Here is a 13,046-nt window from a genome sequence, read left to right as displayed (position 1 = left end):
TCCAACAGGAAAAGGGGCCGCCTTTCGGCGACCCCCTTCCGTCTCGCGAAGACTGGTTGGCTTGGACTTAGAAGTCCATGCCGCCCATGCCGCCGCCCGGCATCGCCGGAGCAGCGCTCTCCTTCTTCGGGGCGTCGGCGACCATCGCCTCGGTCGTCACCAGCAGGCCGGCCACCGAAGCGGCGTCCTGCAGGGCGGTACGCACGACCTTGGCCGGGTCGACGATGCCGGCCTGGATCATGTCGACGTACTCTTCGGTCTGGGCGTTGAAGCCGTAGGTCTCCGAGTCGCCCTTGTCGCCGATCTTGCCGACCACGATCGAGCCCTCGACGCCGGCATTGCTGGCGATCTGGCGGATCGGGGCCTCAAGGGCCTTCAGGACGATCTTGATGCCGGCCTGAACGTCGGCGTTGTCGCTCGAGAGAGCGGCCACGGCCTTCTTGGCGCGCAGGAGCGCGGTGCCGCCGCCGGGAACGATGCCTTCCTCGACCGCCGCGCGGGTGGCGTGGAGGGCGTCGTCGACGCGGTCCTTCTTCTCCTTGACCTCGACCTCGGTCGCGCCGCCGACGCGGATCACCGCGACGCCGCCCGCGAGCTTGGCCAGACGCTCCTGGAGCTTCTCGCGGTCGTAGTCCGAGGTGGTCTCCTCGATCTGCGCCTTGATCTGCTGGACGCGGGCCTCGATGTCGGCCTTCTCGCCCGAGCCGTCGATGATCGTGGTGTTCTCCTTCTCGATGCGGACGCGCTTGGCGCGGCCGAGCATCGGGAGGGTCACGTTCTCGAGCTTGATGCCCAGGTCCTCGGCGATCATCTGACCGGAGGTCAGGATCGCGATGTCCTCGAGCATGGCCTTGCGGCGGTCACCGAAGCCCGGCGCCTTCACGGCCGCGACCTTCAGGCCGCCGCGCAGCTTGTTGACGACGAGGGTGGCGAGCGCCTCGCCCTCGATGTCCTCGGCGACGATCAGCAGCGGCTTGCCGGTCTGAACGACGGCCTCGAGCACCGGCAGCATCGCCTGGAGCGACGACAGCTTCTTCTCGTGGATGAGGATGTAGGGATCCTCGAGCTCGGCGATCATCTTCTCCGCATTCGTGATGAAGTACGGGGAGAGGTAGCCGCGGTCGAACTGCATGCCCTCGACGACGTCGAGCTCGGTCTCGGCGGTCTTCGCCTCCTCGACCGTGATCACGCCCTCGTTGCCGACCTTCTGCATGGCATGGGCGATCATCTCGCCGATGTCCTTGTCGCCGTTGGCCGAGATCGTGCCGACCTGGGCGATCTCCTCCGAGGCCGACACCTTCTTGGCGCGGCTCTGGATGTCCTTCACGGCGGCCTGGGTGGCGAGGTCGATGCCGCGCTTCAGGTCCATCGGGTTCATGCCGGCGGCGACGTACTTGGCGCCCTCGCGGACGATCGCCTGGGCCAGCACGGTGGCGGTGGTGGTGCCGTCACCCGCGATGTCGTTGGTCTTCGAGGCCACTTCGCGCACCATCTGGGCGCCCATGTTCTCGAACTTGTCGGCGAGCTCGATCTCCTTGGCGACGGTCACGCCGTCCTTGGTGATCCGGGGCGCGCCGAAGCTCTTCTCGATCACGACGTTGCGGCCCTTGGGGCCGAGCGTGACCTTCACGGCATCCGCCAGGATGTCGACGCCGCGCAGCATCTTCTCGCGGGCGTCGGAGGCGAAACGAACGTCTTTCGCTGCCATGGTGATTCCTCACTGTCGATCGGTGTTTCGGAAAAAACCCTCCGGCGTCGGCTTCCCGTGCGGGGCGCCGCCGTCAGGCTTCAGGGCGTCTCAGGGGAGTGGGCTTACGCCAGCACGCCCATGATGTCGGACTCCTTCATGATGAGGAGGTCCTTGCCGTCGATCTTGACCTCGGTGCCCGACCACTTGCCGAACAGGACGCGGTCGCCGGCCTTGACGTCGAGGGGGGTCAGCTTGCCGGACTCGTCGCGGCCGCCGGGGCCGACGGCGACGATCTCGCCCTCTTGCGGCTTCTCCTTGGCGGAGTCCGGGATGATGATGCCGCCCTTGGTCTTCTCCTCGCTCTCGATGCGACGGACGACGACACGGTCGTGCAGCGGACGGAATTGCATGTGCTGCCCTCTTGCTTCGCGGAACGCGTTGCGGTTGGTGCTCTCGCCGAGGACGCGACCGCCCAAGGCGCCTGCCAACCCAGGCATTAGCACTCTCGTTGGGTGAGTGCTAAGGCTGGCGTGGAGATAAGCGGGGCGCGCGGACGAGTCAAGCACCTGCGCATCGGCGCTGGTGTGTTGCCCATACGGCACGGTTCGTCGTCCCCGCCCCATCAGGAGCACCGCCGGTTCCATGATCACGCTGCACGGCCCTGAGGGCGTCGTCGCCGAGGGCCAGGCCTGCGCGGCCCGGCCCCTGCCGCCCCACGGCACCTGGCTCGACCTCGAGGATCCGAGCGAGGCCGAAACCTCGCTCGCCGAAGCCGTCACCGGGCTCGCGGTCCCGTCGCGGCAGGCCTTGAGCGAGGTGCAGAATTCCCGCCGCCTCAACCGGCGCCGGGACGCCTTCTATCTCAGTACGCCGATGGTCTCGTTCCGGGACGACGACCTGACGCTCCGTCCCCTCGGCTTCGTGCTGACGCCGGAGCGGCTGCTGACCGTGCGCTTCCAGCCGCTCGCGGCCTTCGACACCGTGAAGGCGCGCCAAGCCGAGCGCGACGGGCCGGCCTCCAGCGTCGAGACGTTCCTGGCGCTCGTCGAGGAGCTGATCGACCGGATGGCCGACAGCCTCGAGACGATGAGCGACGAGCTCGATTCGCTCTCGACCCGGATCTTCACCTTCGACACCAGCGCCAACGGCCACGGTCGCCGCGACGCATCCGCCCCGAAGCGCCGCGACCTCGCCCTGCGGCGGCTCCTGCGCGCCATCGGCCGGCGCGGCAAGGCGCTGGCGAAGCTGCGCGCCTCGCTGCTCGGGCTCGGCCGCACCCTGCCCTACGTCGCCGGCGAGGCGGAGGGATGGCTGAAAGCCGAGGAGAAGGCCCGCTTCGAGAGCCTGCGCCTCGACGTCGCCTCCCTGGACGAGTTCGAGACGCGGCTCTCCGAGACGGTGCAGTTCCTGCTCGACGCCACCCTCGGCCTCATCAACATGGAGCAGAACAACACCTTCCGGGTGCTCACCGTCGTCTCGGTGATCGGCATCCCGCCGACGCTGATGGCCTCGGTGTACGGCATGAACTTCAAGCACATGCCGGAGCTGGACTGGACCTTCGGCTATCCGTTCGGGCTCGCAGTGATTGCCGCGAGCGCCCTGATCCCGGCGGTCTACTTCAAGCTGAAGGGGTGGTTCTGACGCCCGCTCACCGCTTGGCCGCGAGCGCCGAGCCGGCGAGGATCAGCCCGGCGCCGGCCAGCGTCGCCACGCCCGGCACCTCCCCGAAGGCGAAATAGCCGAGGCCGATCGCCCACAGGAGCGCGGTGTATTCCATGGCGGCGAGCCGCGACGCCTCGGCCTGGGCGTAGGCGCGGCTGAGGACGAGGTGGCCGGCGACGCCGAGCATACCGACGAGGACGAGGAGCGCCCAATCGGGTGCGGCGACCGGCGTCCAGGTCCAGGCGGCCGGGGCGGCCAGCATCGCGGCAGGACCGGCATTCTGGATCGCCACGATGGTGACGACCGGGTCGTGCCGGGCGCGGGCGCGCAGCAGCACCATCGAGAGCGCGTAGGTCAGCGCCGAGGCGAGGATCGCGGCGATGCCCCAGGCCGAGCCGGCGCCGCGCGCCACCCCCTCCGCCCCGACCTGGCCCGCCACCACGATCCCGACCCCGAGGAAGCCGACGACGAGTCCGGCCCAGACCGGAGGGCGCACCCGCTCGCGCAGGAGGAGCGCGGCGAAGAGCGCGATGAAGATCGGGCTCAGGAACGAGAGCGCCAGCGCCTCGGCGAGCGGCAGCACCGAGAGGCCGTGGAAGAAGCAGAGCGCGGTTGCCACCACCAGCACGGCCCTGACCCCGTTGGTGCGCCAGGTCTCGGCCGAGGGCCAGCCGGGGCGGAGCACCGCCAGGACGCCGGCCATCACCAGGGTGCCGACGAGATAGCGGGAAAAGGCGATCTCCGTGACGCCGTAGCGGTCGGACAGGCCCTTGATGGTGGCGTCCATCAGGGAGAGGAGCCCGATGCCGAGGGCGGCGAGCAGGATCGCGGAGGCGGGGGAGGAGGAGGGACGCATGGTCTAAGCCGGATGGCCCGGCCGGGCCCGCGGCGCAAGGGTCTGGCGTCGTCGTGCCTTGAGGCGTTTCCTTAAGGGGTCCGACCCATCCTCGACTCCGGTTTTTTTCGTCGCCTCAAGGAAGCCCGACGATGCTGCATCAGGGTCCCGGCCAGCCCGCGCGGGGGCGGCGGTGAGAATCGTCCTCGTCGCCGACCACGCCTACATCAATGGCGGCCAGGCCAAGGTCTCGCTCGAGAGCGCGATCGGGCTCGCCCGCCGCGGCCACGAGGTGGTGCTGTTCGCCGCCGTCGGCCCGGCCGATCCGCGCCTCGCGGAAGCCGGCGTGCGCACGGTGCTGCTCGGCCAGACCGACGTGACCAAGGCGCGCTCGCTCGCCGCCTTCGGGGTGCAGTGGCTGTGGAACGCCCCGGCCGCGGCGCAATTGCGCGACCTCGTCGCCGAATCCGACCCGCGCGACACGGTGGTGCACGTCCATGCCTGGGCCAAGGCCCTGTCGCCCTCGATCGGCCCGGTGCTGCGGGGCACGGCCGCGCCGGTGGTCTACACCGCGCACGAATACTACCTCGCCTGCCCCAATGGCGGTTTCTACGACTACCCGGTCGCCGCGACCTGCCACCGGGTTCCGAACGGCCCGGCCTGCCTGACCCACAACTGTGACTCGCGCACCTATCCGCGCAAGCTCATGCGCGTCGCCCGCCACGCCCTGATGCGCCGCACCGGCCTTGTCGAGGGCATCGACGCGATGATCACCATCAGCCGGCTGCAGCGCGAGGTGCTGGCGCCCTACCTGCCCGCGACGACGCGCTACTTCGACGTGCCGAACCCGGTCGACGTCGCGCCCCTCGGCCACCGCGCCGGCCCGCCCGGCGACTTCGTGTTCGTCGGCCGCCTCTCGCCCGAGAAGGGGCCGCAGATCTTCGCCGAGGCGGCGCGGCTCGCCGGGGCGCGGGCGGTCTTCGCGGGCGACGGGCCGGCCCGGGCCGAGCTGGAGGCGCGCTACCCCGAGGCGTCGTTCCTCGGCTGGCAGAACCCGGACCAGGTGAAGGCGGTGCTGCGCGGAGCCCGCGCGCTCGTCTTCCCGTCGGTCTGGTACGAGGGCCAGCCCCTCACGGTGCTCGAAGCCCTCGGCCTCGGCACGCCGGTGATCGTCAGCGACGTCTGCGCCGGCCGCGAGGCGGTGCGCCACGGCGAGAGCGGGCTGTGGTTCCGCTCCAACGATCCGCGCTCGCTCGCCGACGCCATGGGCCATCTTACCAACGACGCCACGGCGCTCCGGATGGGACGCGCCGCCTACGACCTGTTCTGGGCCGATCCGCTGACGCTGGAACGCCACCTCGACGGGCTGGAGCGGGTCTATCGCGACGTGGCCGGGGAGGGTGGGCAGGAGCGGCCGATGGCGCGGGCGGTGGGGTAGGCTCCCGCTTCCTTCCAATCGACAGACGGCGCGGGATTTCTCGTCGACCTCAGCGGACCCACGCCGCATCGCGGCCCCTCGAACGAGCACCCACTGCAATGGCGGTCATCGCGGCCTTCGTGGTCAATGCGGTCCTGAACCTCGCCCTCGGCCTACTCATCGCGCAGATCCTGGGGCCGGCGGATTTCGGCCGCTTCGCCCTCGGCACGGCCGGCGCGGTGGCGCTCAACACCCTGCTGTTCGAGTGGCTGCGCCTCTCGGCGACCCGCTTCTACTCCGAGCGGGTCCGGCAGGCCGAGCCGTGGATCCGCGCCATGCTCGACCGGGCCTACGCGGCCACCGCGATCGGCCTCACGGGCGCGGCGCTCCTGGCCCTGGCCGGCCGGCCCGTCTTCGGCGATCCGGCTTTGCTCGCGGCGGCCTCGGCCGGGGCGGCGGTCGGCATCGGGCTATTCGACTACCAGGCGGCGCTGGCCCGTGCCCGCTTCGCCGGCGGGCTCTACCTGCGGCTCGTCCTGGTCAAGAACGGCCTCGCCCTCGTGATGATGGTCGGTACCGCCTGGGCGACGCGGGACGCCGCCGCGGTGATGCTCGCCGGGGGCCTGAGCCAGTTCCTCGCCGCCCTCGTCGTCCATCGGGCACTCAGCGATCCGCCGACCCCGCACGAGACGGCCCGCCGCCGCGAGGCCGTCCGCCTGTTCATGGCCTACGGCCTGCCGGTGGTCGCCGCCAACGTCGTCTACCAGCTGATGCCCTTCGCCAACCGTTCGGCGGTCGCCGCCGCGGCGGGCTTCGCCGAGGCCGGCTACTTCTCGCTCGCCGCCGATATCGGCGGGCGGATCTTCAGCACGCTGGGGGCCGCCCTCGACCTCCTGCTGTTCCAGATCGCGGTCCTCGCCGCCGAGACCCACGGCCACGAGGCCGGCGAGGAGCAGGTCGCCCGCAACGGCGCCGTCGTGCTGGCCCTGATCCTGCCGAGCGCGGCGGGATTCTGGGCCGTCGCCCCGGCGCTCGAGGCGATCGCGGTGCCGGAAGCCTATCGCGGCCACTTCGTGGGCTACACGCTCCTCCTGCTGCCGGGCCTCGTCGCCCTGGCGCTGATGAACTTCGTCCTCAACCCGATCTTCCAGATCCGCCGCCGCACCCTGCCGCTCGTCGCGGCCGGCGCCATCGGGGCGCTGGTCAACCTCGTCGCCGCTCTGGCGCTCACCGCGTCCTTCGGCCCGGCCGGCATCGCCGCGGCGCAGTCCCTCGGCTTCGTCGCCGCCCTGCTGTTCCTCGGCCTGCGCGCGCTGACCGGACCCGGCCGCCTCCGGATGCCCTGGCGCGATCCCGCAGCCATCGTGCTCGCCACGGCGGCAATGACCGCGGCGCTCCTGCCCCTGCGCGGCCTCGCGCCCTGGCTCGCCCTGCCGGCCTGCATCGGCGTCGGCGGGCTCGTCTACGGGGCCCTGGTCTGGCGCTTCGACATCGCGGGCCTGCGGAGCGCGGTGCTCGCACGCTTCGGCCGAGGGGTCCCGGCGGAGTAGAGGCCTTTGCTTCGAACTCGATGCGTTGCAGCGCGCCCCGCTTGCAACCCGCTCCCGTTGCCCGCAATGATCCGCGCCCGATCCGCCCACCGAGCGAACCCGCGATGAGCACCTACCAGCCCCGCAGCGAGGCCGAGGCCGCGATCCTGATCGGCGAGGCGGCGGCGCGGCGCGAGCGGCTGCGGCTCGTCGGCGGCGGCACACGGGCGGGGATCGGACGGCCTGCGCAGGACGAGGCCACGCTCTCGGCGGCGGGGCTCACCGGCATCACCCTGTACGAGCCGGCCGAGCTGGTCATCGCGGCCAGGGCCGGCACCCCGCTCGCCGAGGTCGAGGCGCGGCTCGCCGAGGGCGGCCAGATGCTGCCCTTCGAGCCGATGGACCATCGCCCGCTGCTCGGCTCGGCCGGCGAGCCGACGATCGGCGCGGTCGCCGCCGGCAACGTCTCGGGTCCGCGGCGCATCGCCGGGGGCGCCGCCCGCGACAGCCTGATCGGCGTGCGCTTCGTCAACGGGCGCGGCGAGGCGGTGAAGTCCGGCGGCCGGGTGATGAAGAACGTCACCGGCCTCGATCTCGTGAAGCTGATGGCCGGCTCCTGGGGCACGCTCGGCTTCCTCACCGAGGTCACCTTCAAGGTGCTGCCCGTGCCCGAACGCACCGCGACCCTGGCCCTCGCCGGCCTCGACGACGCCCGCGCCGTCGAGGCGATGAGCCTCGCCCTCGGCTCGCCGTTCGAGATCACGGGTGCGGCCCACCTGCCGGAGGGCATCGACGGACCGGCCCGCACGCTCCTGCGGATCGAGGGTTTTTCGGCCTCGGTCGATTACCGCCTCGGCCAGCTCACCCGCCTGCTGCGCGGCTTTGCAGCCCCCGAGACGGTGGAGGGGGAGGCGGCCGCCGCCCGGTGGCGCGCCGTGCGCGACGTCCTGCCCTTCGTCGGCGGCGGCGAGGCGGTGTGGCGCCTCTCGACCGCGCCGGGGCGCGGCCCCGCCGTCACCGCGGCGATCGCCGCGTCGCGCCCGGCGCGCTGGTTCTACGATTGGGGCGGCGGCCTCATCTGGCTCGCCACACCGGCCACCGGCGATGCGGGCGCGGCGGTCGTCCGGGCGGCCCTCGCCCCCGGCGGCCACGCGACGTTGGTTCGGGCGCCCGAGTCCGTGCGCGCCGCGGTGCCGGTCTTCGAGCCCCTGTCCGAGCCGCTGATGCGGATCACCGCCGGCCTCAAGGCGGCGCACGATCCCGCCGGCCTGTTCAACCCGGGGCGGATGTACGCCGGGATCTGAAGTCGTATTTCCATCGCCGAGGGAGCGGCCCGCCGGCCATGAGCGTCATCTCGCATGTCTGCCTCGGCACCGCCGACCTCGCCCGCGCCATCCCTTCTACGCGGCCCTGTTCGAGGAGCTGGGCCTCCGGCTCCGCTTTCACGAACCGGATAACGGGTGGGCCGGCTGGATGCCGTGCGACGCCGACCGACCCCTCGTGATCGTCGGCCGGCCGTGGGACGGCGCTGCCCCGAATCCGGGCAACGGGCTCATGACGGCGCTGACCGCCCGCTCGCGGGCCAGCGTCGATCGTTGCCACGCCCTGGCATTGGCGGCAGGCGGCACCTGCGATGGAGCCCCCGGACTGCGGCCGCATTATCATCCGGCCTATTACGGCGCCTATTTTCGCGATCTCGACGGCAACAAGCTCTGCGTGGCGTGTCACGAGCCCGAAGGGGGTGTGTGACGGCCCGGTCCGCTGCTACGGGAGGGCCGCCGCGACATCCGTGAAGCGGACCTGATCCTCGCTCATGCGTTGCTGCCCTCGATGACCTTTCGCCTCGCCCACCTCACCGATCCGCATGTCGGCCCGCTGCCGCGCCCGCGGCTGCGCCAGCTGATGAGCAAGCGCGCCACCGGCTGGGTCAACTGGAGCCGCGGCCGCAAGCTCACCCACGACATGGAGATCCTGGCTGCCCTGGTGGCCGACCTGCGCGACGCCGCGCCGGACCACATCGCCTGCACGGGCGACCTCTGCAACATCGGCCTGCCGAGCGAGTGGGAGACCGCCCGCACCTTCATGGAGGCGCTCGGCGAGCCGGGCTTCGTCAGCTTCGTGCCCGGCAACCACGACGCCTACGTGCGCGGCTCGCTGAAGGGCCTCCTCGACGCGGTCGGCCCCTGGACCCGGGACGATGCCGGCCGCGACAAGGTTTTTCCCTACCTGCGCCGCCGAGGACCGCTGGCCCTCGTCGGGCTCTCGTCGGCGATCCCGACCGCGCCCTTCGTGGCGAGCGGGCGCCTCGGCTCCGACCAGATCCGGGCTGCCGAAACAATGCTCCAGGACCTCGCCGCCGAACCCGAGCGGCCGTGCCGGGTGGTGATGATCCACCATCCGCCGCATGTCGGCGGCGCCAAGGCGGGGCGCAACCTCACCGACGCCCACGCCTTCGAGGCGATGATCGGGCGGGTCGGCGCCGACCTCGTGCTGCACGGCCACAACCATGTCGGTTCCGTCGCCTTCGTGATGTCGCCGGGCGGGCGGCGCGTGCCGGTGATCGGCGCCCCCTCGGCCTCCGCCCGGGGCGGGGCGCTCAAGCACTGCGCCGGCTACCACCTCTACGAGATCGAGCGCACGGCGACCGGCTTCTCCCTCACCGCGACCCTGCGCGGCCTTCTGCCGGAGGGCGGCCTGGGCGATCTCGGCACACTGACCCTCAAGGGCTGAGAGGTCCCGGTCGATCTTCAAGGCCTAACCCGCTCCGCAACATTTCAGGCGAGCGGACGTTCTCCCGCCGATGCGCGGCCGGTCCCGGCGGCGCCGGCGGTGCGGCGGCGGATCAGGGCCGCCGACGGTGGGTCGGCCGAGGTGCCGGCTCCCGAGGAGCGAGGTCACCCGGATGGCGGACGAAGCAGGCGACGTCAGGGCGCAGGTCGCGAATGCGCGGGCCGAGGATGTCGGCCGGGGCGTCGCCCGGGTCGGTGCATCGGTGCTCCAGAGTCTCGGCCTCCAGGAAGGCCAGCCGATCGAGATCATCGGCAAGCGCCACACCACGGCGCTCGCCATCACGCTCGGACAGGAGGACGAGGGCCTCAGCATCATCCGCCTCGACGGACTCCAGCGCGTCAATGCCGGCGTCGGCTCCGGCGATCACGTCGAGATCCGCAAGGCCGAGGTGCGACCCGCGACCCGGGTGGTGCTGGCCCCGGCCCAGAAGAACCTGCGCCTGCAGGGCTCGGGCGAGGCCCTGCGCCGGACCTTCTACCGCCGGCCCCTCGTCGCCGGCGACGTGATCTCGACCTCCGTGCCCTCGCGCTTCAAGAGCGAGGAGGTGCCGGAGGAACTGCGGCAGATGTTCAACATGCCGGCCTACGGCCTGCAGGAGATCCGCCTCGTCGTCGTCTCGACCCAGCCCGCCCGCGGCATCGTGCAGATCACCGCCGAGACAGAGGTCGAGCTGCGGCCGCTCTACGAGGAGCCGAAGGAGGTCCGCCGGGCCGACGTCACCTACGACGACATCGGGGGCTTAGGGACCACCGTCGACCAGGTGCGGGAGATGGTCGAGCTGCCGCTCCGCCACCCCGAGCTCTTCCAGCGCCTCGGCATCGATCCGCCGAAGGGCGTCCTGCTCTACGGGCCCCCCGGTACCGGCAAGACCCTGCTCGCCCGGGCGGTGGCGAACGAGACCGAGGCGCAGTTCTTCCACATCGCCGGCCCCGAGATCATGGGCAGCCAGTACGGCGAATCCGAGCAGCGCCTGCGCCAGATTTTTTCCGAGGCGCAGCGCAATGCGCCGGCGATCATCTTCATCGACGAGATCGATTCGATCGCCCCGAAGCGCGAGGAGGTCCGCGGCGAGGTAGAGCGGCGCATCGTGGCCCAGCTGCTGACCCTGATGGACGGGCTGGAGCCGCGCCAGAACATCGTGGTGATCGGCGCCACCAACCGGCGCGACGCCATCGACGAGGCCCTGCGCCGGCCCGGTCGCTTCGACCGCGAGATCATCATCGGCGTGCCCGACGAGCCGGGCCGGCGCGAGGTCTTGACCATCCACACCCGCGGCATGCCGCTGGGCGACAATGTCGATCTCGACGAGATCGCCCGGACCACCTACGGCTTCGTCGGCGCCGACCTCTCGGCGCTGGCCCGCGAGGCGGCGATGGACGCGCTGCGCCGCGTCCTGCCGCAGATCAACCTCAAGGAGGGCATCCCGCCCGAGATCCTGGAGACGCTCCAGGTCTGCCGCGAGGATTTTTTGAATGCGCTCAAGCGCGTTCAGCCCTCGGCCCTGCGCGAGATCATGATCCAGGTCCCGAACGTCACCTGGGACGATGTCGGGGGCTTGGGCGACGTGCAGACCAGGCTCCGCGAGGGCGTCGAGCTGCCCTTGCGTAACCCGCAGGCCTTCCGCCGCATCGGCATCCGCCCGGCCAAGGGATTTTTGCTGTTCGGCCCGCCCGGTACCGGCAAGACCCTGCTCGCCAAGGCGGTGGCCCGGGAGGCGCAGGCGAACTTCGTCGCCACCAAGTCCTCCGACCTCCTCTCGAAGTGGTACGGTGAATCCGAGCAGCAGGTCTCGCGGCTGTTCGCCCGTGCCCGTCAGGTCGCCCCGACGGTGATCTTCATCGACGAGATCGATTCGCTGGCGCCCGTGCGCGGCGGCGGCCTCGGCGAGCCGGCCGTGACCGAGCGGGTGGTCAACACCCTCCTTGCCGAGATGGACGGCCTGGAAGATCTGCAGGGCGTGGTGGTGATGGCCGCCACCAACCGGCCGAACCTCGTCGATCCCGCGCTCCTGCGCCCGGGCCGCTTCGACGAGCTGATCTACGTGCCGGTGCCGGGCATCGCCGGGCGGCGCCACATCCTGGGCATCCACACCCGCGCGATGCCGCTATCCGACGACGTCGACCTCGACGGGCTCGCCGAGCGCACCGCCCGCTTCACCGGGGCCGATCTCGAGGACCTGACCCGCCGCGCCGGCCTGATGGCTTTGCGCGAGAACCTGACGAGCGAGCGGGTCACGCAGGCCCATTTCGACGCGGCGCTGCGCGAGACCCGCGCTTCGGTGACGCCGGAGATGGAGCAGGATTACGAGACCCTGCAGCGGACCCTCAAGCAGGAGGGGCCGCAGCGCCAGCCGATCGGCTTCATGCCGCTGCGCCAGGCGGCGGAATAGCCAAGTCGGTCTTCGGCCGGCCTGTGGCGCGGATGCACCATGGGCCGGCCGGCGATTGTTTCCGCCCTGTTTTCGCCACAGCCCGGCGGCCAACCCGTTCGACGTTAACCGAACGGGAGGGGACGATGACCCGACTGACCGCGCCGCGGCGCCTGCTGACACCGCTCGTGACGGCGGCCACGCTTCTGACCCTGGCCGCGCCGGCCCAGGCCATCAGCCTGCTCGACCGCGGGCCGATCGCCGACTTCCTGACGGTCTTCCGCCAGCAGGGCGTGCCGCGGCAGACCATCGGCTGGAACAGCCCCTACAAGCCCGGCACGGTGGTGATCTCGACCAGCCAGCGCCGGCTCTACTACATCCTGCCGAACCAGGAGGCGGTCCAGTACGGCGTCGGCGTCGGCCGCGAGGGCTTTTCCTGGTCCGGCACCAAGACCGTGACGATGAAGAAGGAATGGCCGGCCTGGCGCCCGCCCGAGCAGATGATCAAGCGCCGCCCCGACCTGCCGCGCTACATGGCCGGCGGCAACGACAACCCGCTCGGGGCGCGGGCGCTCTATCTCGGCTCCTCGCTCTACCGCATCCACGGCTCGAACGAGCCGGAGACCATCGGCGCGGCGGTGTCCTCGGGCTGCATCCGCATGACCAACCGGGACGTGATCGACCTGTACGACCGCGTGAAGGTGGGGACGAAGGTGGTGGTGCTGCCGTAGGGGTTGTTGGGTTGTCGTGGAGCG

Annotated in this window: 11 protein-coding genes; 8 read left to right on the top strand and 3 right to left on the bottom strand. The window is 71.4% G+C overall.

Annotated features, from left to right (window positions below; translation table 11 throughout):
* Nucleotides 1-67: 67 nt before the first annotated feature.
* Together groL and groES are read right to left on the bottom strand one after the other, a co-directional pair.
* On the bottom strand, nt 68-1,708 hold the full coding sequence (groL, locus tag miv_RS29395) for a chaperonin GroEL (protein ID WP_048428984.1): 1,641 nt from the start codon (nt 1,706-1,708) through the stop codon (nt 68-70).
* A 104-nt stretch (nt 1,709-1,812) separates the two neighbouring features.
* Complete coding sequence (gene groES, locus miv_RS29390; RefSeq protein WP_048428985.1) at nt 1,813-2,100, bottom strand: co-chaperone GroES; 288 nt, start codon at nt 2,098-2,100, stop codon at nt 1,813-1,815.
* 232 nt (nt 2,101-2,332) lie between these two features.
* On the opposite strand from groES, the gene miv_RS29385 reads away from it, so the two are divergent.
* Nucleotides 2,333-3,331 carry a magnesium transporter CorA family protein gene (locus tag miv_RS29385; protein ID WP_207180531.1) on the top strand — a complete coding sequence of 333 codons (999 nt, stop codon included), beginning with the start codon at nt 2,333-2,335 and terminating at the stop codon, nt 3,329-3,331.
* Nucleotides 3,332-3,338: 7 nt separating this feature from the next.
* Here miv_RS29385 and miv_RS29380 read toward each other — a convergent pair whose 3' ends face one another.
* Nucleotides 3,339-4,208, bottom strand: coding sequence for a DMT family transporter (locus miv_RS29380; RefSeq protein ID WP_048428987.1), 870 nt, complete (start codon nt 4,206-4,208; stop codon nt 3,339-3,341).
* A gap of 172 nt (nt 4,209-4,380) precedes the next feature.
* Here miv_RS29380 and miv_RS29375 point away from each other — a divergent pair, with 172 nt between their 5' ends.
* From miv_RS29375 to miv_RS29345, 7 genes are all read left to right on the top strand, one after another.
* The gene (locus miv_RS29375; RefSeq protein ID WP_207180529.1) at nt 4,381-5,625 is read left to right on the top strand and encodes a glycosyltransferase family 4 protein; all 1,245 of its coding nucleotides are present in this window, start codon (nt 4,381-4,383) and stop codon (nt 5,623-5,625) included.
* Nucleotides 5,626-5,723: 98 nt separating this feature from the next.
* The gene (locus miv_RS29370) at nt 5,724-7,154 is read left to right on the top strand and encodes a polysaccharide biosynthesis C-terminal domain-containing protein (RefSeq protein WP_048428989.1); all 1,431 of its coding nucleotides are present in this window, start codon (nt 5,724-5,726) and stop codon (nt 7,152-7,154) included.
* Between the two features lie 104 nt (nt 7,155-7,258).
* Entirely contained in the window at nt 7,259-8,437 is a 1,179-nt protein-coding gene (gene glcE, locus miv_RS29365) for a glycolate oxidase subunit GlcE (protein WP_207180527.1), read from the top strand.
* Nucleotides 8,438-8,687: 250 nt separating this feature from the next.
* Nucleotides 8,688-8,882, top strand: a complete 195-nt coding sequence (locus miv_RS33575; protein ID WP_244748785.1) for a VOC family protein — start codon at nt 8,688-8,690, stop codon at nt 8,880-8,882.
* Between the two features lie 81 nt (nt 8,883-8,963).
* The gene (locus tag miv_RS29355; RefSeq protein WP_048428994.1) at nt 8,964-9,863 is read left to right on the top strand and encodes a metallophosphoesterase family protein; all 900 of its coding nucleotides are present in this window, start codon (nt 8,964-8,966) and stop codon (nt 9,861-9,863) included.
* Between the two features lie 172 nt (nt 9,864-10,035).
* Nucleotides 10,036-12,312, top strand: coding sequence for a CDC48 family AAA ATPase (locus miv_RS29350; RefSeq protein ID WP_207180525.1), 2,277 nt, complete (start codon nt 10,036-10,038; stop codon nt 12,310-12,312).
* Between the two features lie 125 nt (nt 12,313-12,437).
* Entirely contained in the window at nt 12,438-13,022 is a 585-nt protein-coding gene (locus tag miv_RS29345; RefSeq protein WP_048428993.1) for a L,D-transpeptidase, read from the top strand.
* The last annotated feature ends 24 nt before the right edge of the window (nt 13,023-13,046 follow it).

Source organism: Methylobacterium indicum (assembly GCF_017347565.1).
GTDB classification, from domain to species: Bacteria; Pseudomonadota; Alphaproteobacteria; order Rhizobiales; family Beijerinckiaceae; genus Methylobacterium; species Methylobacterium indicum.
The sequence above is the reverse complement of the archived record's forward strand: the minus strand, read 5'-3'. Positions and strand labels throughout refer to the sequence as shown.

What these genes read in the sequence shown, in the direction of transcription:
- groL (WP_048428984.1), bottom strand. Translation starts at nt 1,708, where the DNA reads ATGGCAGCGAAAGACGTTCGTTTCGCCTCCGACGCCCGCGAGAAGATG.
- groES (WP_048428985.1), bottom strand. Translation starts at nt 2,100, where the DNA reads ATGCAATTCCGTCCGCTGCACGACCGTGTCGTCGTCCGTCGCATCGAG.
- miv_RS29385 (WP_207180531.1), top strand. Translation starts at nt 2,333, where the DNA reads ATGATCACGCTGCACGGCCCTGAGGGCGTCGTCGCCGAGGGCCAGGCC.
- miv_RS29380 (WP_048428987.1), bottom strand. Translation starts at nt 4,208, where the DNA reads ATGCGTCCCTCCTCCTCCCCCGCCTCCGCGATCCTGCTCGCCGCCCTC.
- miv_RS29370 (WP_048428989.1), top strand. Translation starts at nt 5,724, where the DNA reads ATGGCGGTCATCGCGGCCTTCGTGGTCAATGCGGTCCTGAACCTCGCC.
- glcE (WP_207180527.1), top strand. Translation starts at nt 7,259, where the DNA reads ATGAGCACCTACCAGCCCCGCAGCGAGGCCGAGGCCGCGATCCTGATC.
- miv_RS33575 (WP_244748785.1), top strand. Translation starts at nt 8,688, where the DNA reads ATGACGGCGCTGACCGCCCGCTCGCGGGCCAGCGTCGATCGTTGCCAC.
- miv_RS29355 (WP_048428994.1), top strand. Translation starts at nt 8,964, where the DNA reads ATGACCTTTCGCCTCGCCCACCTCACCGATCCGCATGTCGGCCCGCTG.
- miv_RS29350 (WP_207180525.1), top strand. Translation starts at nt 10,036, where the DNA reads ATGGCGGACGAAGCAGGCGACGTCAGGGCGCAGGTCGCGAATGCGCGG.
- miv_RS29345 (WP_048428993.1), top strand. Translation starts at nt 12,438, where the DNA reads ATGACCCGACTGACCGCGCCGCGGCGCCTGCTGACACCGCTCGTGACG.